21 protein-coding genes are annotated in these 20173 nt (G+C 57.0%); 5 read left to right on the top strand and 16 right to left on the bottom strand.

Features of this window, described 5'->3' with window-relative positions:
* On the top strand, positions 1-163 hold a 163-nt coding region (locus K9N21_22585; GenBank protein ID MCF8146704.1), incomplete at its 5' end, for a transposase.
* Positions 164-171: 8 nt separating this feature from the next.
* Here the strand turns inward: K9N21_22585 and K9N21_22580 are convergent.
* Positions 172-333: a hypothetical protein gene (locus K9N21_22580; protein MCF8146703.1), complete on the bottom strand. Its 162-nt coding sequence runs from the start codon at positions 331-333 to the stop codon at positions 172-174.
* A gap of 274 nt (positions 334-607) precedes the next feature.
* Between K9N21_22580 and K9N21_22575 the strand changes: the two genes are divergently transcribed.
* From K9N21_22575 to K9N21_22560, 4 genes are all read left to right on the top strand, one after another.
* The gene (locus K9N21_22575) at positions 608-1246 is read left to right on the top strand and encodes a corrinoid protein (protein ID MCF8146702.1); all 639 of its coding nucleotides are present in this window, start codon (positions 608-610) and stop codon (positions 1244-1246) included.
* Positions 1243-2337, top strand: coding sequence for a hypothetical protein (locus K9N21_22570; GenBank protein ID MCF8146701.1), 1095 nt, complete (start codon positions 1243-1245; stop codon positions 2335-2337). Before K9N21_22575 ends, K9N21_22570 begins: the two co-directional genes overlap by 4 nt.
* Before the next feature lie 107 nt (positions 2338-2444).
* Positions 2445-3728: an MFS transporter gene (locus K9N21_22565; GenBank protein MCF8146700.1), complete on the top strand. Its 1284-nt coding sequence runs from the start codon at positions 2445-2447 to the stop codon at positions 3726-3728.
* Between the two features lie 27 nt (positions 3729-3755).
* A complete protein-coding gene (locus tag K9N21_22560; GenBank protein ID MCF8146699.1) occupies positions 3756-4811 on the top strand; it encodes a hypothetical protein in 1056 nt (351 codons plus the stop codon).
* Positions 4812-4886: 75 nt separating this feature from the next.
* Here the strand turns inward: K9N21_22560 and K9N21_22555 are convergent, their stop codons facing one another.
* The 15 genes from K9N21_22555 to K9N21_22485 all read right to left on the bottom strand — a co-directional run bounded on the left by K9N21_22555 (position 4887) and on the right by K9N21_22485 (position 19697).
* Positions 4887-5255: a hypothetical protein gene (locus K9N21_22555; protein MCF8146698.1), complete on the bottom strand. Its 369-nt coding sequence runs from the start codon at positions 5253-5255 to the stop codon at positions 4887-4889.
* Between the two features lie 65 nt (positions 5256-5320).
* Complete coding sequence (locus tag K9N21_22550; protein ID MCF8146697.1) at positions 5321-6631, bottom strand: TRAP transporter large permease subunit; 1311 nt, start codon at positions 6629-6631, stop codon at positions 5321-5323.
* Positions 6628-7149, bottom strand: a complete 522-nt coding sequence (locus K9N21_22545) for a TRAP transporter small permease subunit (protein ID MCF8146696.1) — start codon at positions 7147-7149, stop codon at positions 6628-6630. Before K9N21_22545 ends, K9N21_22550 begins: the two co-directional genes overlap by 4 nt.
* Before the next feature lie 66 nt (positions 7150-7215).
* Positions 7216-8217: a TRAP transporter substrate-binding protein DctP gene (gene dctP, locus K9N21_22540; protein MCF8146695.1), complete on the bottom strand. Its 1002-nt coding sequence runs from the start codon at positions 8215-8217 to the stop codon at positions 7216-7218.
* Between the two features lie 215 nt (positions 8218-8432).
* On the bottom strand, positions 8433-9920 hold the full coding sequence (locus K9N21_22535) for a long-chain fatty acid--CoA ligase (GenBank protein ID MCF8146694.1): 1488 nt from the start codon (positions 9918-9920) through the stop codon (positions 8433-8435).
* A gap of 39 nt (positions 9921-9959) precedes the next feature.
* A complete protein-coding gene (locus K9N21_22530; protein MCF8146693.1) occupies positions 9960-11141 on the bottom strand; it encodes an acetyl-CoA C-acetyltransferase in 1182 nt (393 codons plus the stop codon).
* 265 nt (positions 11142-11406) lie between these two features.
* The gene (locus tag K9N21_22525; GenBank protein ID MCF8146692.1) at positions 11407-12294 is read right to left on the bottom strand and encodes a 3-hydroxyacyl-CoA dehydrogenase family protein; all 888 of its coding nucleotides are present in this window, start codon (positions 12292-12294) and stop codon (positions 11407-11409) included.
* 3 nt (positions 12295-12297) lie between these two features.
* Entirely contained in the window at positions 12298-13458 is a 1161-nt protein-coding gene (locus tag K9N21_22520) for an acyl-CoA dehydrogenase family protein (protein MCF8146691.1), read from the bottom strand.
* A 404-nt stretch (positions 13459-13862) separates the two neighbouring features.
* Positions 13863-15245, bottom strand: coding sequence for a sigma 54-interacting transcriptional regulator (locus tag K9N21_22515; GenBank protein ID MCF8146690.1), 1383 nt, complete (start codon positions 15243-15245; stop codon positions 13863-13865).
* A 912-nt stretch (positions 15246-16157) separates the two neighbouring features.
* Entirely contained in the window at positions 16158-16967 is an 810-nt protein-coding gene (locus tag K9N21_22510) for a YeeE/YedE family protein (GenBank protein MCF8146689.1), read from the bottom strand.
* The gene (locus K9N21_22505; protein MCF8146688.1) at positions 16967-17476 is read right to left on the bottom strand and encodes a YeeE/YedE family protein; all 510 of its coding nucleotides are present in this window, start codon (positions 17474-17476) and stop codon (positions 16967-16969) included. The genes K9N21_22510 and K9N21_22505 overlap by 1 nt, the downstream gene beginning before the upstream one ends.
* A complete protein-coding gene (locus K9N21_22500; protein MCF8146687.1) occupies positions 17473-18141 on the bottom strand; it encodes a HEAT repeat domain-containing protein in 669 nt (222 codons plus the stop codon). The genes K9N21_22505 and K9N21_22500 overlap by 4 nt, the downstream gene beginning before the upstream one ends.
* Before the next feature lie 132 nt (positions 18142-18273).
* A complete protein-coding gene (locus K9N21_22495) occupies positions 18274-18864 on the bottom strand; it encodes a VOC family protein (GenBank protein ID MCF8146686.1) in 591 nt (196 codons plus the stop codon).
* Positions 18864-19346, bottom strand: coding sequence for a ferritin family protein (locus K9N21_22490; GenBank protein MCF8146685.1), 483 nt, complete (start codon positions 19344-19346; stop codon positions 18864-18866). Before K9N21_22490 ends, K9N21_22495 begins: the two co-directional genes overlap by 1 nt.
* Positions 19347-19475: 129 nt before the next feature.
* Positions 19476-19697: a rhodanese-like domain-containing protein gene (locus K9N21_22485; GenBank protein ID MCF8146684.1), complete on the bottom strand. Its 222-nt coding sequence runs from the start codon at positions 19695-19697 to the stop codon at positions 19476-19478.
* Between the last annotated feature and the right edge of the window lie 476 nt (positions 19698-20173).

Genomic DNA, 20173 nt, shown 5'->3' with positions numbered 1-20173 from the left:
CAAAGTACCTATTGATAATGGAGCTGTGGAAGGACTCAACAACAAAGCCAAGGCCATCAGTCATCGGGCGTATGGTTATCGAACTGCAGAGACCTTCAAACTCGCACTTTATCATGGCATGGGAAAGCTACCTGAACCCAAGTTAACCCACAAATTCGTATGAGGAGCCAGTTATTTTATTGCCCTCAGGAGCGCTTCTGCGATGGCCGTCGGATTTGTGAAAAGGGTTTCATGGCCCCCGTCTATCTCGATCAGGCCATAATCTCCCAATCCCCGGGCCATGCCGAGGTAGGCACCGGGAGGAAGGGACGCGTCATCCCTGCAGAACAACACCGACCTGGGAACGCCAGGCCCTGGAATGCTTCAGTGCTCACAGGCGTAGTAAATAACACGAGGGGCTGAGGCAGCGGTTGGCGGATCAGGGCATCCTTCAGCTTGTGCTTGACTCGAACCGGTTTCAAGGATAGGTTTGGAACTGTTTTGGGCCCGGCGCGAATTCTGGGAAATGCGCCCGCTTTGCCCTGAATGGCCGGAGGGTGTTTCGTCTTTGCAATGGCGATGATCTCGAACTGAACCTGAACCGTAAAGCAAACAGGAGCGCACAGGTATGGATGTTCTAAGTCAACTGGTCGAGCAGATCTGTCTGGGCCAACAGGACCGGGTCCGCGAGTTGGTCCAGGAAGCCATTGAACAGGATGTCGCGGTTACCCGCATTTTAACCCAGGGACTCATTCCCGGCATGGATATCGTGGGGGAAAAATTTCAGACAGGCGAATATTTTATCCCCAACATGTTGCTGGCGGCCCGGGCCATGAAAGGGGCCTTGGAAATATTGCGGCCCCTACTGGCCGAAACCGGGGCCAAACCGGTGGGGAAGGTGGTGATCGGCACGGTCAAGGGCGATCTGCACGATATCGGCAAGAACCTGGTTCGAATGATGCTGGACGGCAAGGGCTTTGAGGTATTGGATTTGGGAATGGATGTTTCTCCGGAGACCTTTGTAAAGACCGTGGATGAAAGCGTGGATATCGTCGGCCTCAGTTGCCTCTTGTCCACGACAGCCCCGTTCCTCCGGGATACGATCGTGGCCCTGGATAAGGCCGGCCTGCGGGACCGGGTCAAGGTCATGGTCGGCGGCGGCATGGTGACTCAAAAACTGGCCGACGACGTGGGGGCCGACGCCTATGGCCAGGACGCGGCCCTGGGCGCTGTCAAGGCCCTGGAACTGATGGGAGGTGCCCGGTGAACGGCAAAGAACGGATATTGACGGCCCTGAGTCACCGGGAACCCGACCGGGTCCCATTGTATATCCATGCCATCAATGAAAAGCCGATCATCCTCCTGACCCGCGACCTGATCCCGGATCTGCCGGACCCGGAAAAGACCTTTTACGACATGACAGACGGGGAAAAATTCAAGATGCTCGAAGCCCTGTTTATGGTTCACGAACACTACGGGGTGGATGGGTTTACCGCGCTGGAGTTTGGCCATGAACAGCGGATCGGGCCTGAAGCGGTCCGCGACGGATGGGGGGTGGAGTATCAGCTGAACCGCTTTGGTCTGCCCGTGGCCAGGCACCATCCCCTGCCCGAAAGGGGAGACCTCAAGGGTTACCGGCCCCCGGTCCCACAGAAGGAAAACCTGCTCCTCCTTCTGGCGGCCAAGACCCGTTTTCAGGACCGGAAGGCGGTTTTCTGGATGATGCGGGGCACGTTTGTCCTGAGTTGGCGGCTTTGCGGCATGGAGAATCTGATGCTGAAGATGTTCGACGATCCGGACTTCGTGCATGGGATCGCCCGGATGACGTTCGATTACAATGTCCAGATGCTGGATCTACTGGTGGAGGCCGGTCTGGATGTGTTGATTATTGAAGACGATATCGCCGACAAGAACTTCCCCCTCATTTCCCCGGACCAGTTCAAGGAATTTATCAATCCCTACAACCGGCGTCTGGTGGAAACGGCCCATGAAAAAGGGCTGAAGGTCATCCGGCACAGCGACGGCAATCTCTGGCCCCTGTTGGATATTCTGCTCGACACCGGATATGACGGGCTGAATCCCCTGGAACCTCAGGCCGGTATGGATCTCAAACAGGTCAAGGACTATTGTGGGGACCGCCTCTGCCTGTTGGGCAACATCGATTGCATTGAATTGCTGACGGAAGGGCGCCCGGATGAGGTCCGTGCCGCGGTCCGCCAGGCCATTCGGGATGCCGGGCAGGGGGGCGGTCTGATCATCTGTTCCTCCAATTCGCTCCACCCCGGTGTCAAGCCGGAAAACTGCCGGGCCATGTTCCAGGCGGTGCATGAATATGGCCAATATCCTTTGGGGCTTTAACCTGAAACGCCGCAGCGGACATCCCTTTATCCCCTCGGGTATGGGAGATCACGCCCGGAGGCCCGATTGAAAACCGCCGGCCGCAGCAGAAAGGGAGTGTGAATATCATGACCTCGACCGATTCGGACAGAATGTCCTCTCGTTCGGCCTATTTCATTTTTGTCCTCCTCTTTCTGCTCTATATGTTCGATTATATCGATCGATTGGTGGTGGTCAGCCTCTTCCCCTATATCCAGGAGGACTGGGGGGTTTCCGACGCCCAACTGGGGCTCCTGATCTCTGCGGTGTACTGGTCCATTCTGATCTTTACGCTCCCCCTTTCCATACTGGTGGATCGCTGGAGCCGCGTAAAGAGCATCGGATTGATGTCCGTCATCTGGAGCCTGGGAACCATCGCCTGCGCCTTTACCCGCAACTTCTCCCAGCTTTTCATGACGCGATCGGTCATCGGCCTGGGAGAGGCTGGGTATGCTCCGGGCGGATCGGCCCTGATTTCAGCATTATTCCCCGAAAACCGGCGTGCCCGGATGCTGGGCATTTGGAACGCAGCCATCCCCCTGGGGGGCGCCATCGGGGTGGCCCTGGGGGGATATGTGGCCCAGAGGTACGGATGGCGGCATGCCTTCGGGCTGGTGGCCCTGCCGGGAATGCTGATCGGTTTGATATTCTTCTGGGTACGGGATTACAAGACCGTGGAACTGGTCAAGTTTTCCGGCCCTCTGGGGGACGCTGCATCGCGCACCATGGGCCTCAAGGAAATCGTGGCCGAATTCGCGCAGAAGCCGTCCCTGATCTTCAACAATCTGAGTATGGCCGCCAATGTGTTTGTCACCACCTCCTTATTGACCTGGCTGCCGACCTATTTTCATCGTCTGGAAGGTCTGGACATGACACAGGCAGGGCTGAAAGGTAGCGTCGTGATGCTTATGGCCTTTATCGGGGCGCCTTTGGGCGGCATGCTGGCGGATTTGCGGTACGAAAAAAGAAAAGACAGCCGGATGCTGTTCGCCTCCCTTTCGTCGCTGGTCACGGGAGGGCTGTTGTTCATCGCTTTCGCCTGGCTGCGGGGGGGCGGGCAATATGTCGTGCTCCTTATCAGCGGGGTGACCGCGGTGGGGTTTGTTTCAGCGTCCGTGGCCGTGACCCAGGACGTGGTGCATCCGGGCCTGAGGGCGGTTTCCCTCAGCCTGAACGTTATTCTTCAACATATCCTGGGCAGTGCCGTGGGGCCGCCGGTCATCGGGGTCTTGTCGGACGCCTTGGGCCTGGAAACAGCCATGCTCTTCATCCCGGTATTAAACGTGGTGGCGGCAATTCTTCTGTATGTGGGTTCGAGATATTATGCCGCGGACTTGGCCAAGGTGGGCCGGGTGCCTGTTGAGGTCTGGTAACGAAGTTTCCAGAACGGGGGATGATCAATGAAAAATTTTCTGATCCTTCTATGCCTTGCTGTCATCACTCTGAGTTTTCCAAGCGTGACGATTTCCGCCGGTTCTGCTGATGTGTGGGCCAGACAGTTTCTGATCCCGGATGCCGGGGTCCTATGGAGCCAGGAAACGGGCTTCAGCGAATGTTTTTCTGTAGGGAATGATAAACAATGGCATCATTGTGCAGACACAAAAAAACCCATTTCTGAAGCGTACGTTACCAAGAAAGTCGACGTCGAATATCCCTTCAAGGTGCCGGCTTCAGGGCGGCTTTACTCGGTTCTGGAAGCCCATATTGAAAAAGGGGCCTGGCTGTACACGCACGTGAAGTTGTTTCTCTACAAGTACCACCGCAGCCAGGGCCAATGGGTCGATGTCAACATCAGGACGTACAGTGCTCTCTTTAAAGGACAAACGCTTCTCTATGACAGGCCGGAAGCGAGAAAGATTGAGCGCGGCGAACCCCCTGTCCAATATGTCAACAACACCGATGGCAGCATCACTCTTATGGACCAACTTCCTATCTATGAACCGGGGGACTACAAGATTCTGCTCAGAGCGGCCGATCGTGGCCCGACGGTTTATCTGCCGTCCCAAGCCAGGGCCGCGGTTTATTTGATCCCTGACGATCCTTCGGCTTTACCGGATAAGTCATTAACAGGATCGCCATCCACACTCCCACCGGCAGTTTCCGGCAACGCGGATCAAGGTAACCCTTCCACACCCGTCGGCAGCCTGGCAGGTGATTGGAAAATGACATGCGTGGCCACGGGAATAACCTATAAATTCGACCTTCACCTGAAGCAGTTTGGTGAACGAATCGCCGGGCATATGATCCGCACCAACGGTCAGGAAATTAATACCAAGGTTGAAGGACGCGTCCATCCGGATGGCAGCATTGATTTTATCAGAAGTACCGGCGGGTGGCGCCAACACTATGTAGGGAAGGTTATGGAAGTCTCCGGCGATAAGGCTGTTGGCCTCGGTGGGCGATTTGGAAATGCCGGCCATGAGAAATTTGAGTGGAGTGCAGAGAGATTCAAGTGAGGCGTCCATCAATCGGTTGGCGACCATCGGATTGGATGGGCTTAGGATGTTTGGGGCCGCGCCGGGAGGGGGGAATTACCATCCCTCCAGAGGGTCAAGGATTTTCTCCCGCACGGAATCCGGCGCATATTCTTGAAATTTCTTAATGATCCGGCGTTTTACCGATGACAATTGAGGTTCATTGACCATAATATAGCGTTCGGATGTATCCACCAGTTTGAGTCTCTTCTGGAGCTGTTTCGGCACCATTGTCCCCATTCTCCCCACAGGAACGTATTCATCCGATAATTCCATCGAGGTAAGGGATTCCCACGGCATAAACTCCTTTCCCGCCATACTGTCAACAAGGATGCCGTCGGTGGTTATCTCAATACTCTGCGACGTGAACCGGCTGCTATAGAGAGTCACCATCGGGATACCGGCGACAAAGAAATAATTGCCCATGAGAACAATGAAATGGTCATCAATGAACCGAGGAATGAACAAGAGTTTTTCGAGCAGGGTGTTTACTACTGTTTGGCCATGAGGGACGGCAGATAAAGGGCCAGGTCCGGCCAGATCATGACCATCCCCAGGCAGATGGCCTGGAGGATCACAAAAGGTCCTACGGATCGGTAGATGTCGGCCATGGAAATCGAAGAGGGCACGACCCCCTTCAGGATGAAGAGGTTGAACCCGAAGGGCGGGGTGATGTAGGCCATTTCCATATTGATGGTGAAGAGGACCCCGAACCATAGGGGATCGAAGCCGAGCTGGGTGATAATGGGCACGAAGATGGGGGTGGTCAGGAGGATGATGCCGGCCGGATCCAGGAACATCCCCAGGACAAAGAAGATGCTTTGAATGGCGAGCATGATGATCCAGCGGTTGACCTCCAGGCCGATGACCCATTGCTGGACCATGTCCTGGATGCCCACAAAGGCCAGAAAGTTGGTGAAGGTCACGGCACCGATAATGATCCAGAAGATCATGGCGCTCAGGTGGAGGGTCTCCATGGAGGCCTGGCGCAGACGTGCCCAGCGCAGTTTGCGGTGCAGGGCCGCGGTCAGAATGGCGCCGCCCGCGCCCACCGCGGCCGCCTCTGTCGGGGTGGCCACCCCGGTATAGATCACGCCCAGGACCAGCACCACCAGGGCCACGGGGAGAATCACGCCCTTCAACGAAACCACCTTCTGTGCCATGCTGTAGCGTTCTTCAATGGCCGGCCCCAGCACCGGATTGATCCAGCAGCGGATGCCGATATAGACGATAAAGATCAGGGTCATGAGGAGCCCCGGAAGGATCCCGCCGGCAAAGAGCTGACCGATGGAGACCTCGGCCATGGAACCGTAGAGGATCATGATAATGGAAGGCGGGATGAGGATGCCCAATGCGCCGCCCGCATTGATACACCCCACCGCGATGACGCGATCGTATTTCCGGTCCAGCATGGCCGGGAGCGCGATGAGCCCCATGGAGACCGTGGCCACCGAGCTGATGCCCGCCATGGCGGCGAACACGGCGCAGATGACCACCGTGCCCATGGCCAGTCCGCCGCGCAGGCGGCCCATCCACCGATGGACGATCTCGTAGAGTTCATCGGCCAGATCGCTGAACTTCAGGACATTGGCCATGAGCACGAACAGGGGGATGGCCAGGAGCAGGAAACTGGTCCCTTCCCCGTATGCCGAGTTGTAGAGGGCCATGAGCCCCTTGGGTCCCCATAAGAAGAAGATGCCCACTGCCGATACGGTCAGGAGAGAAAAGGCGATGGGAACGCCGAGCAAAAGGAGGAAGACCAGGGACCCGAAGATGATCAGGGATGAGAGACCGATGCTCATGAACGCCCCCCTTTTTCTGTGATGGAATCCGGAGATGTCAGGACCATGGCCGCATGCAGGGCATTGGAGAGTCCCTGCAGACCCAGAAACAGGGCCCCCAGGGGCACCGTGGCCATGGACGGCCACAGGAGCAGCTCGGCCGCGGATACCGAGGTCTGCCCGGTCTCAATGGCCTCGAAGGTCAGGAGCGCCCCATACCAGATTATAGGACCGGTAATGATGAGAACACAGATCCCGATGAGGATTTCCACCAAGGCCTGAACCCTCTTGGAAAACCACACATGAAGGATATCCACCTTGGTGTGGCCGTACTTGCTCAGGGTGTAGCCGCCGCCGAACATGACCAGGGCGCAGAGGAGATACTGGTTGACCTCATTGGCCCAGGTGGTCGGCCGGTTGAACAGATACCGGGCCGTCACCTCCAGGAGGACAAGGAGCGTAATCACCAGGGTCAAAGGGGCCGCCCCATTTCCGAGCACCAGATTCATTTTATCTACAAAACGAATGAATGCCTGCATGGGCCTCCTTATCGGATGCGGGGTCTTTTGAAAGACCCCGCGCGATCTTATGGAAAATGTCAGTGTTTACTGAGCGCCCTTGGACGCAAGATTTTCCCTCAGAATCGTTACCAGCTTGGCCGAATATTCCGATTTTTTGGCCTCTTCGTCCCAGAGGGGCTTGACGGCCTGGCGGAACCGCGCCAACTCCTCTTTGGACAGGGTGATGATCTCTACGCCCCGCTTGGCAGCGGCATCGACGGCCTCCTGGTCGAATTGGGGGGTCATTTTAAAGCTCCGCTCCATGGCGGCCATGGCCGCTTTCCTGACTGCGGCCTGCTGATCCGGGGTGAGGGCTTGGAACGTCTTCTGATTGATGACGATCTCGATGACCCCGGGGGTGTGAAGGGCCGGTGCGGTGATATAATCCAGGACCTCGTAGAATTTGTATTTCTCGATGGTATACCAGGGGTAATCGGTCCCGTCCACCGTGCCCCGCTGAAGGGCCATGTATTGTTCAGCCCCTGCAATGGCCACGGCCGAGGCCCCCAGGGCCTTCACGATCTGTGCCTCCATGCCCACGGCCCGTATTTTCTTCCCCTTCAGGTCCTCCAGTTTATGGATGGGGAATTTGGTCATGAGCCCCATGGTGGCCACGGATAGGGGGGCCAGATAGGTGACGCCGTGTTTGGCCACGGCTTCGGCCATGACCTTCATGTAGCCTTTGTTTACAAGGACGTTGACGGCATCTTCCGGGTCAGACCAGTTAAAGGGAAGCCACTGACAGTTGACCTCGGGCACGAGACCGGCAAAATAGAGGAGCGAGCCCGAATATCCGTCGATCATCCCCTGCCGGACCGAATCAAAGGCCTCATTCGTTTTGACGAGCTGTCCCGGCCAGAAGACCTTGACCTCCACCTCTCCTTTGGTCAGCTCCTTTACCTTGTCGGCAAAGAACTGGGTGGACTGACCCGCGTAGGCTGTCTGCGGGTAGGCGCACTGGATGCGCAGGGTTTTGGCCATGGCTGTGGCACTAAGAAAGACGATGGAAAAGACCAGACAGACCAACAACACCAGGAATCGTTTCATCGTTATCCTCCTCCTTTTCACATGGGCCGGTCGCAACCGGCGGTTAGGGGTTTTCCTCCTTATATAATGGCTGAACGGAAACCCGGAAATTAAAAAGGGGTGGAATAGAAAAATTGCTTTTATTAATTTAAACTTTATTCCACCAATTCGGAATTCGCAATTCCTCAATTCCCAATTTTGCCTGAACGGGGTTTTCGTTCAGGCTCTATATAGGTTCAAGGGCCGTCCAATCGGATACGGCGCTTGAGGATCTTGCCGGTGTTGGTCTTGGGCAGCTCCGGGACAAACCGGACCACCCTGGGATATTTGTAGGGCGCCACCCTTTCCTTGACATAATCGCGGATTTCCTCGGGTGTTGTAGAAATGCCCGGTCGCAACACAATCACCGCGGCCACTTCTTCACCCAAATCCGGGTGGGGCAGGCCCACCACGGCGCACTCGAGAACTGCCGGATGGCCATAGAGCACCTCCTCGATTTCGCGGGGATAGACATTGTACCCGCCACGGATGATCAGCTCTTTTTTCCGGTCCACGATAAAGATGTATCCATCCTCGTCCTGCCGGGCCAGGTCGCCGGTGTGGAGCCAGCCTCCCCGCAGGGCCTCTGCCGTGGCCTCGGGCTGGTTGAGGTAGCCCTTCATGACCCCGGGTCCCTTGACGATCAGCTCGCCTACCCCCCCCGGCGGCACATCCGTATCCTTCTCATCCACAATGCGGGCCTCGAAACCGGGGATGGGAACGCCGATGGAGCCGGGTTTGGTGGGTCGTCCATAGGGGTTTTCCACGCACACCGGGGAACATTCGGTCAGACCGTATCCCTCGTAGATGGTGACGTGAAAGGCCTTTTCAAACCGTCTCAGGACCTCCACCGGCAAAGAGGCCCCGCCGGAAACGCAGAACCTGAGAGACGATCGGACCGGGGGCGTTTGGGCCGCGGTCTCGGCCAGCCGGTTGAAGATGGTGGGCACGGCGATCAGGATGCTGCTCTCTTCCGTTTCAATGGCCGTGAAGACTGCTTCGGCGTCAAAATGCTCCCAGAGGCGTATGGTCAGGCCCAGATAGAGGCTCGCGTTCAGGGTGCTGGTCTGACCGTAGATGTGAAAGAGGGGGAGCACCCCCAGGCAGACATCGTGGGGTTCGGTGTAACGCATGTCGGCCACGGTCCGGGCGTTGCTCTCCAGACTGTGGTGGGTCAGCATGGCCCCCTTGGCCAGGCCGGTGGTGCCGCTCGTATAGATGATGGCGAGGGTGTCGTCGTTCCGGACGTCGTAAACCGGGAACGGGCCCCGATCCAGGAGAAGGCCGTTCAGGGGCTCAAAGCCGTCGGCCGTCTCTTCTCCACTGGTCAAGGCCAGATGAAATCGGGTGGATTCCAGGACGAGGGGACCGGCATATGTCAGATGGTCGGCCTTTCCGATGAAGGCCGTGGCCCCCGAATCCCGAAAGATGTGGGTCAGCTCCTCGGTGCGATACAAAAAGTTAACGGGGAGGACGACGGCCCCTAACTTGGCCAGGGCGTAATAAGCGATGATCCAGTCGATGGAATTGGGCATCATCAGGACCGCGATATCCCCCGGGCCCAGTCCCCTTTCCCTGAGACCCCAGGCCAGGGCATCGGTTCGACGATCCAATTCCCGGTAGGTCGCCTGTTGATTGCCGAAGATGACGGCCGGATGATCCGGCCGGCGGTCGGCGCTGTCGATCAGCAGTTGTGCCAGGTTCATAGGGACCTCCCTGTCGGTCTATTCCCCCTCGTTTTGGACGATCAAAGCCACTCCCTGCCCTCCGCCCAGGCACATGGTAGCCAGGCCGTAACGGCTGCCCTGCCGGCGCATTTCATAGATGAGCTTGGTCAGGATAACGCCGCCGGTGGCGCTGATGGGATGTCCCAGGGCGATGGCCCCTCCGTTGACGTTCACCTTTTTTGGGTCCAGGCCCAGTTCCCGAATGCAGGCCAGGCTCTGGGATGCAAAGGCCTCGTTGAGTTCCACCAAATCGATGTCATTCAGGGTTAATCCGGTCTTCTCCAGGACCTTCCGGGTGGCGTAAATGGGACCGATCCCCATGACCGCAGGTTCAACGCCCATTGAGGCGTATCCCACGATGGAGACCAGGGGCTTGAGGCCCAGTTCCCGGGCCTTTTCCCGGCTGGCCACGATCACGCAGGCGGCCCCGTCGTTCATGCCGCTGCTGTTCCCGGCGGTCACCGAACCGCCCTGCCGGAAGACCGGCGTGAGTCTGGCCAGGGCCTCCAGGGTGGTGCCGGGCCGCGGGTGTTCGTCCATGGCAAACCGGACGGGATCGCCCTTTTTCTGGGGGATGGAAACCGGGACGATCTCTTCTTCGAACAGGTTTTGCTCCAGGGCCCTGGCCGCCTTTTGCTGGCTTTCCAGGGCGAATCGGTCCTGGTCTTCCCGGTTGACCTGCCAGCGCTCGGCCACGTTTTCCGCGGTCTCGCCCATGGTGTTGCCGCTGATGGGATCGAACAGGACGAGCTGATCCATGAGTTGTGCATGACCCAGGCGCGCCCCCCACCGGCCCGTGGGAATCAGGTAGGCGGCATTGGACATGTGCTCCACCCCGCCTGCGGCCAGGAGATCCGCGTCTCCCGCCTTGACGGCCTGGGCCGCCAGAAAGACCGTCTTCAAAGACCCGCCGCAGGCCTTGGCCACGGTGTATTCGGGGACCTCGATGGGAATCCCGGCATCGATGGCGATGGGCCGGGCCATATTGGGGGGGAGAACGCCGGTGCGGTACTGCTGGGAAAAGATGACCTCTTCCACCTGGTCCGGCCGGATGCCGGCCCGTTCAATGGACGTTTTCAGGACCAGCCCGGCGATGTCCCGGTCGGTCACCGCCTTGAGGGTCCCGCCGAACCTCCCCACCGGCGTGCGTGCCGCGCTCAGAATGACTGCTTCTCTCATGTTGAGTTCCCTCTATCGAATATCTTAAAGCGGATAACCGCTACCAAAACGGCTGTGTGCTGTCCCGTCATTCCGGCATGCCCTTAGCCGGAATCCAGTCCGTCGTATTTCTGGATTCCGGCTAGAAACGTGCCGGAATGACGGAAGCCTAAGCGTGCAGTGGAAGGATGGCCATATTTTCTTGCTTTTCATGACAGAAGACCAGGAAATAAGGTATTAAAATGTTCTAACACAAGGCACAAAGGCACAAAGATGCTGCATTTCATCAGTGGTCGTCGGCCGGTCCCAGACGTTCTCCATCCGGGCCGTACACATACCATCCCCGGCCGGTCTTTTTCCCCAATTGTCCCGCCTTGACCTTGCGCCGCAACAGGAGCGGCGGGTACCAGCGGGGATCGCCGGTCTCCTGATATATGGCCATCATGGCCCCGTAGGTGACATCCAGGCCCACCATATCCCCGGTCTCGAAGATGCCCATGCGCCGGCCCGCGGCCAGGCGGAGGCCTTTGTCCACGTCTTCTACAGAGGTGACGCCTTCTTCCACCAGGCGCATGGCCTCCATGGTCGAAGGGAAGTTGATCCGGTTGATGACGAATCCGGCCACGTCCCGGTGGACCAGGATGGGCTCCTTTCCCATGTCGAGCACAAACTGCCTTCCTGCGGCAAAGGCCTCATCACTGGTGGCCATTCCGCGAATCACCTCCACGGCGGCCATCATGGGCACGGGATTGAAAAAATGGAGACCCAAAAACCGCTCCGGCCGGGGGATGCCCGCGGCCAGCTCGGTAATGGGGATGGCGCTGGTGTTGGTGGCCACCAGGGCATGTTCCGAAATCACGGGACTCAGCCTGGCGAACACCTCCCGTTTCACATCGATGTTTTCAAAAACCGCCTCCATCACCATATCGGCCCCCGCAGCGGCCTCAATAGACGTGGTGGGTGAAATGCGGCCCATGATGTCATCCAGGGTCCCCTCCACCTTCCCCTTTTCCAGGAACTTGCCCACAGACCAGGAGATGCCTTTCATGGCCCTGTCCAGGACCTCTTGTGAGAGGTCGCACAGGGTCACCCGGATGTTTGCCTGGGCGCAGACCTGGCCGATACCGGCCCCCATAAGACCGCTTCCCATAATGAAGATGCTTCCTATCGCCATAACCTATTTTCCTTTCAGGAGTTCGCGTGAAATGACCAGCCGCTGGATCTCGCTGGTCCCTTCGTAAATGCGGGTGAGACGCAGGTCCCGGTAATACCGCTCCACAGGGAAGTCCTTCATGTATCCCATGCCGCCGTGGATCTGTACGGCCATGTCCGCCACCCGATTGGCCATCTCGGTACAGAAAAGCTTGACCATGGATGCCTCCTTGACCACCGCGGTCCCCCGCTGGTCCCTCAGCCGTGCCGCATGGTAGAGCATCTGACGGCCCGCATAGATCTGGGTCGCCATGTCGGCCAGCATGAACTGAATGGCCTGGAATCCCGCAATCGGCTGGTTGAACTGAACCCGCTGTTTTGCATAATCCAGAGAGAGTTCCAGAAGGCGTTGGGCCGAACCCAGGGCGGATGCGCCCATGGTCAGACGTCCCTTATCCAGGACCTTCATGGCCGTCTTGAAACCCTGACCCACCATGGACGACCCGCCGATGACATTCCGGGCCGGGATTTCGCAGGCGTCGAAGATCAGTTCGCAGGTGTGGCTCCCCCGCATGCCCATTTTGCGCTCGATGGCGCCCACAAAGAACCCCGGATAATTTTTTTCCACCAGAAAGGCCGTGATCCCGCCTTTGGCCCGCTTGGCCTTGTCGGTGACCGCAAAGACGGTGATGACATCGGCGATATCCCCGTTGGTGATGAAGTGCTTCCGGCCATTGAGAATCCATGTGTCACCGCGTTGTTCAGCGGTGGTCTGGATGTTGGACGCGTCGCTGCCGGCCTCCGGTTCGGTCAGGGCAAAAACACCGATCCACTCGCCCGAGGCCAGGCGGGGGAGGTAGGTCTCTTTTTGCTCCTCGGTGCCGTCTATGACGATCCCCTGGGAACCGATCCCGTTGTTGGTGCCGATCCGGGTACGGAAACAGGCATTGACCTTGGACAGCTCTTCATATACCATGCATTCCCCCAGAACGCCCAGTCCCAGACCGCCGTAGGCCTCGGGGATAGAGAGACCAAAAAGCCCCAGTTCCCGCATGGCCTGAACAATGTTGTCCGGGATCCGGTCTTCATCCTCCACCTTCTGGCTGATGGGTTCGAGGTCCTGCCTGACGAAACGCCGGATCGTATCCAGCATCATGCGTATAGATTCGGGAATTTCATAATCCATAGACATATCCTAGCCCGGATAGACCGGGATGTTACTATTCAGGGATGAGGATCCAGAAGTTAATGTTAAGGCCTTACGCCTGAAGTCCTGAAGAAACCAGCCGTTCGGATTTTATCCGTTGACATTAAAAGCGATTCGCTGTTTTCTTTGCAATACATGTGCCCGTGACCCATGTTGCCATGTAACTAAATGAAATGACAATAACTATTTGGAAACATCGGGCGGAAAATGATAAATTAAAGGCCCACGGACGCAATCGGGGGTAGACATGTATAGAAAAATAGACAGGGCATTTGAGGCCGGAATCAGGGTTTCATTGTAATATCAATTAATTGTATTGGAGTGCATTTTTTCACATGAGTGCAGAATTTAATATACATGTAGAAATTTATATACATTAGGGCTCATTCCAGGCCATGGGTCTTTATTTTCTGGTAAAGCCCGGTCCTATGAATTCCCAGAATCCGGGCTGCCCGGCTTCGGTTACCGCCGGCATGGCGAAGCGCCCGTTGGAGGATCAGACGCTCGGCCTTGGCCATTTCTTCCCTCAAGGCCCGGGGCGGTCCTGGATCATCCCTGTCTTCGGGGACCTCCTCCAGCAGATCCATCGGGAGGTGCTCCTCTTTTAAGGGGCCTTCTCCTGCCGCGGCCATGGACCGTTCGATTACGTTCCTGAGTTCCCGGACGTTTCCCGGCCAGGGGGAGGAGACCAACCGGGACATGGCCTCCGGCGTGATGGGACCTGTCCGGATTTTTCTTTCTTTCCCGACTTCCGAGAGGATGTGATAGGCGAGGCGGCGGATGTCTTCAGGAATGGTCCTGAGGGGGGGCGTTTCCAGATGGAAGATGTTGAGGCGATAGTAGAGGTCCTGTCGAAAGAGCCCCTTGGAAATGAGCGCTTTCAGGTCCCGGTTGGTGGCTGCGATGACGCGGAAATCCAGGCTCAGGACCCGGGTCCCCCCCAGGCGTTCTACTGTTCTCTCCTGAATGGCCCGCAGGAGTTTGACCTGCATCGGTAACGGCAAATCCCCCACTTCGTCCAGAAAGATCGTGCCGCCATCCGCAAGCTCGAATTTGCCGGGTTTGCCCCTCCGGCTGGCCCCGGTAAAGGCCCCGGCCTCATAGCCGAACATCTCCGACTCGAACAGCTCGTGGGGAATGGCGGCGCAGTTCACCTTGACAAACGGCTTGTTGCGCCGTGCACCGAGCTGATGGATCGCGTGGGCAAATATCTCCTTTCCCGTTCCGGTCTCCCCGGTGATGAGCACGGAGAGGTCTGATGCGGCCGCCTGGGCCGCCACGGCCTTGGCCTGCCGCATGGCCGGCGATTCGCCCACCACCCGTTCCAGTGCAAACCAGTCCGAATAGATGGCCTGAAGTTCTTTCTGATAATAGTCGAGTCGATCCTCCAGGATTTCCACCTGGCGAACCAGATCCTTGACCTGCTCCATATGCCAGAACATGAGTTTCCCCACTGCCCCGACGACCTTGCCGTTGCGGTCCTTCAAGGGGATGCGGGCCACGATCCGTTCCTTGCCGCCCATCTTCAGGACACGGCCCATCTCCGCCTTTCCGGTCTCAATCACCCGGGGAAGGAGGCTTTCCGGGTTCATTTCCAGGATATGCCGGCCCACCGCATCGTCCTGTGACATGGCATAGAACTCTTCGCTGTGGATGCTGATAAAATGGATAATGCCGTCACGGTCTACCAGGATCTGGGATTCATGGGGGTTTTCCAGGAGGGCGTCCAACAGCTCGGGAGGAATTTTTTCATAGGGATAGGGCATTTTTAAGGTCCGATGTTTTCAGTTTTCATGGAACGATGACGCTTCTAACGGGAGTCGGCTGTAAGACCGCTCCGCTTCATAGACCGATGAAGACTGCACAGGGCCGTGGCGCACGCCCGGGCATAAAGGGGACAAGGCGATATAACTTCTGTCTAATCGTGAATGGGAGTGAGTATACCCAAAAATGTGCAGGATAGGCAACAGCCCGTCTTTGGTCCGGAGAACAGGATCGAGCAATACGGATTTTTGCAGGTCTTCAAATGAGACCCCTTACCGAACCCCATACGTAATATGCTCAGCGATACGGGAAATCACCATGACGGGGTGTATTGGTTTTAAGGCCGGAGAGGGGTTGCCGGAAAAAAAAGGCAGGGCCCGGAGGGGGGCCCTGCCCGGATAAGGGGTTTTCTTGATTATGGAAAGGTATTTTTGGTTTTGCTAAGGGTTGGGTCTGTTTGTTACCAGGCCGCCATCATGATCTAATGGATTCCCGAAATGCCGTTATTTTACCTCATGCAATCGCTTCATTTTCATGTTTGTGGATTGGCATCGGAAAAGATGCACGCACATTCGAGAATCCTGTGTTTAAGCGCCTTGTCAACTTTCTCTTTTAAATATAACCTTTGGAGGCCATGGGCCGTCTCGTGGTTTATTATCATGTGTTAAAGTTGTCTCTTGGCGCTTCAGCCACGCGATCATTTGTATTTAAGTTAACTCATATATCGGCAAAATCAATGAACCGCTTTAGTAAAAATTTATATGCAAAAGTTGTGCGCAAAATAGTACACGAACGCTGATAATTTGAAAAAATATGTAAATCCAGTTAGTTGAACGGAAACATGTCTGATGGGGTCATTCTTTTGTAATGTTTACGCGTCAGGAAATCGTATATTTGCTGGCATTATTGACACATCAGCATCCTTCGTCTTCCACAATCTGGAAGCCGGAGGATGCGGGTTTTTCCGCTTTCGGGGCTGTGGTCTCCATCGGCTCGCTTTTTTTGACCGGTCCGACCGGCCCTGCCGTGGCCCGTTGAGCAGTCATCCGGTCCGGATTGACAATGGCCAGGATGAGCCCCAGAAAAATGAGGACTGCCGCGGCCGTTCGCTTTACCCTCTTGGATCCGCGTGGAAGGGTCTCCCTGTCCCCAAACCGCTGCTCCACCTTCTCAACCCCCCAGTAGGCACCGACGGCCATCAGACATACGAGAAAGGCGACCAGGCCGGAATGGATGCGAAGGACGTCTGAAAGGCGGACAGGCCCCATGGAACCGGCTTCGTAGAAACCTTTGAGCAGGGGAAAGAGTTCGGCAAAGATGAATGATCCCAGTATCATTCCCCCGGTAAAAACAAGACCGTCCAGCTTTCCCGAGACCGTGGCCACCACCGAAGTGGTGGGGCAGTACCCACCCATGACAAACCCGATGCCCAGGACAAGACCCCCCACGATCTGCGGCCAGATGTATGTGGGGAGGAGATAGACCCGGCTGAGATCGATCCAGCCGAACACTGAAAAATACAAAAGGCCTATCATGCATACCACAATGGCGGTGAACATGACCTTCAATACGGCAAAATCTCTCAGATAAAAAATGGCGGTGAGTTTTCTGGCGTTCCCGAACCCCGCCCTTTCCAGGACAAACCCAAACAGAAATCCGATGAGCCCGGCAATCTGAAGACTGTAGGCAAAGTCAAACCATCCGAACTTGTACAGCGGTCCCATTATAGCCACTCCTTTCTGAAGAAATATGCCATTGCATATGCCCCGGCAAAGATGGAGAACATGAAGACCCAGCTCCCAAAGGCCAGCTCGGATGCACCGGTCAAGGCCTGGCCGCTGGTACACCCCCGGGCCAGCCTGGCGGCAAACCCGGAGAGGATCCCTCCGGCCAGGGCAAGCCACAGCCGGGCAGAGACCCCTATGGAAGGACCCCGCAGCACCTCTCCCCGGATTCTATGGGAGATAAAGGCAGAAAACAGGCCGCCGAGCCCGGCGCCCAAGGTCAGGAAAACCAGCCAGGCCATGAGGGGAGAACGCTCTCTCGAAAGGTATTTTGAAAAATATGTGATCTGCTTTGCGTGATCGGACGCCGTCAGATCGATCCCTGCGGCAGCAATCCTGGAAAAGGTGGAGGATGAGCCGACCCCCCTTCCCATAGTGTAAAAGGAAAACAGCAGGACAAGGCCGAGCAACACGCCGATAACATAGGGATTGGCATACCGTTCATTCATAACAAATCTCCTTTCCTGTTTAACCGGTTACTCTCTGAAACCGACAGCCTCTTGAGGGCCTCCTTCGCCATGTGGTTGACCCGTCGATGGACGACCCTGCAATCCGCCCAGGTTTGGAACTCTGCTTCATCCTCGGTCAAAGACTGAAGATCCCCGCGAGCCTCCCAAACCTCGAGAAGGCCCATGATGTGCGCAGCCATCCCCCTCACAGCCGGGTCCTTCGATTCAAGGTAGGGAACCAGGTGTAAAACCGCACCCTGAACCAGGCGGGGTCTCGCCTGGGCCAGCCGTGCAATCCCCCAGAGGAGGCCCCGCTGCAGCATCTCGAGTTCCAGATAATTGCCGTCCTCTCTTGCGTAGGATAAGAGTATGGGGGCATATTCTTGGGCAAGGCCCTCGTGGCATGCCAGGATCTCCCCCATGGCCTCCGGCGACCCCCATCCGATGCCTCCTGATTCGTCGTTGAGGTTCCACATGAGCCGGCGCATGATGACCCTGGCCGCCTCCCGGTCCTCGTCGGCAAGCCGTCCCACCACCCGGCCCATGGCTGTTATGGCGGTCCACCTGAGCCGGTCATCCCCCTGGTAGAGGATGGAAAAGAGCGGGTTGATCACCCGGCGGGGAGGCATCTGATCCAATGCATCCAGTGCCCGTTTTATATCCATGGAGGTCAGGATGTCGCGGACCCTGGTTTTCAGTTGACGGCCTCCGGGCCGCGGGGAGTTTGCTGCAGCCGTGTTCAATTTGTCTTCCATGGGTCCCTGTTTCACCGGCGGCATTTGGGTCATCTGCTGCTCTCAGGATTCATCCTTATCCTTTTCGGCCAGGACCCTCCCCTCACCAGGGTAGACCCTTCGGTCTTCAGGCGGCGTTGTCTCCGCTCCCTCGGGCCAAACCCCGGGCTGTGGATCAGGCCCTTGCCGCGACACGGTCGTGGGTGCACTGTCCTTCATTTTAGGGTGGTTCCGGATGTCCACGCCCGGTACCGGGGCGCTGAACTCAATGGGAATATGGTTGGGATCAAAGGCATAGATGGAGTGGATGAACCCGTGGTCCATGACCTCGGAAACCCAGATGTCGGCGGCCTCCAGTTTTGCCTTTAATTCCCACAGATCTTCTTCTGTCTTCACCTCAAACGAAACGTGGTCAAAGGCAAAAAGGCCCTTGACAGGGACCCCGTGATCCTTTTCAGGGATTTTTTCCACATGGGGCCACTCGAAGAAGGCGATCATATCATGGGCCGATATCTCAAAGAAGTAGTGCCGGTATCCCGGCCTTCCAAGCCCTGCCACCAGCCGCATCCCGAGCAGATCCCGCCAGAAACGGATCGTGGCATCCATGTCCCCGGTGGCCATGGCAAGATGATTGATACCGGTATAGGTTGCCATCAGATCTTCTCGTCCAGGAGGCGGCCCAGGCGGGCCAGGTGGTCCTTTTCCTCTTCTGCCAGGTCATAGAAGACGTTTTTGGCCGTATCGTTCTGAACCTTTTCAGAATATCGCATGTAGAGGTCCAGGGCCTGGGCCTCCAGCATCATGGCCATATTGAGGAGATCGGGCACCGTGGTCATGGCATCCTTGTTTTGATGGAGAAATTCCTCTGTTGTATAACCGCCCTCCATGATCCCTGCGATGATGTCGGCTTCAAACGCCTTCCGGTCGGCACTATCGGGATCCAGTGTGCGATAGAGATGAATGAGCCGCTCCATATGGCGATCCTCGATTTCCGACAGCCTGACGGCCAGCCCGGCCACATCCGGATCCCCTGTCTCTCCGCTGATTGCGGCGTAAACACCTCTAAGGCCTTCTTCCATGCCGTAGGCGAGGGCGATCATCTCCTTTATTGTCTCATCGCCTCTCAGAAAGGACATCCCCATCTCCGCAGGGCCGGCCGCTGTCAGACCGTCCCAGGCCCTGATGCCCCCCTTCAGGTTATAGATCTCCCTGAAGCCTTTGCCGGCGAGGAACTGCGCAGCAGCACGGCTGCGGCCGCCGGCCGCTCAATAAGCGATCACGGGCCGGTTCGGGTCCAGTTCCCCGAACCGATCAGAAAGTTCCGGCAGGGGCACCAGCTTGGCCCCGGGGATCCTGGACTTCTCATATTCCCCGGGTTGCCGGACGTCGAGAAGGGTATAGGTTCCTTCCTTCTGTTTCCCCATGAAGGCCCTGGCCGCTTCCGCATCCATACTCGCCACCGGCGTCAGAAACTGTTTCCATTTCATGGTCTTCCCTCTCCTCATGTTTTTGGGAACAACATGCTTTTCGCTCTCCCGCAGAACCACAGACCCCACAAAAATGAGATAGTCGCCATATGATATGAGAAACTTTGAATTATTGTGTCGTTGTGTGAGAAATTTCGGCTATGCCGGGTTAGACGCTTTGTCTGCAACTTCTCTGTACCATGCGAAGAAGTTTGCCCGTCCAGAACGCTTCTGGGACTTGAATGAAACCTGTTTGGTTATGGCCGTCTGGCCGCCTTAGACTCTTTGTCTGTAATCCCGCCTTGCGGGACAACGTGCGAAGAAGTTTGCCCGTGGGGGTCTCTGCCTCCCGCCCAGAAGGCGGGACAAAAACCGAATACAGCTCCTGGGGACGGCAGCAGGGCTTTACAATACAGTCTGTTCCAGCCCCAAGAACAGTCTTTCATGGGACGGTATGTCCTTGCTGCCTTTCCGTAAACATTATTCGGAGCCCGGGG

The sequence above is a fragment of the Deltaproteobacteria bacterium genome (genome assembly GCA_021737785.1).
Lineage (GTDB): Bacteria > Desulfobacterota > DSM-4660 > Desulfatiglandales > Desulfatiglandaceae > AUK324.
Note: the sequence above shows the minus strand (reverse complement) of the source record. Positions and strands in the feature narration are given on the sequence as shown.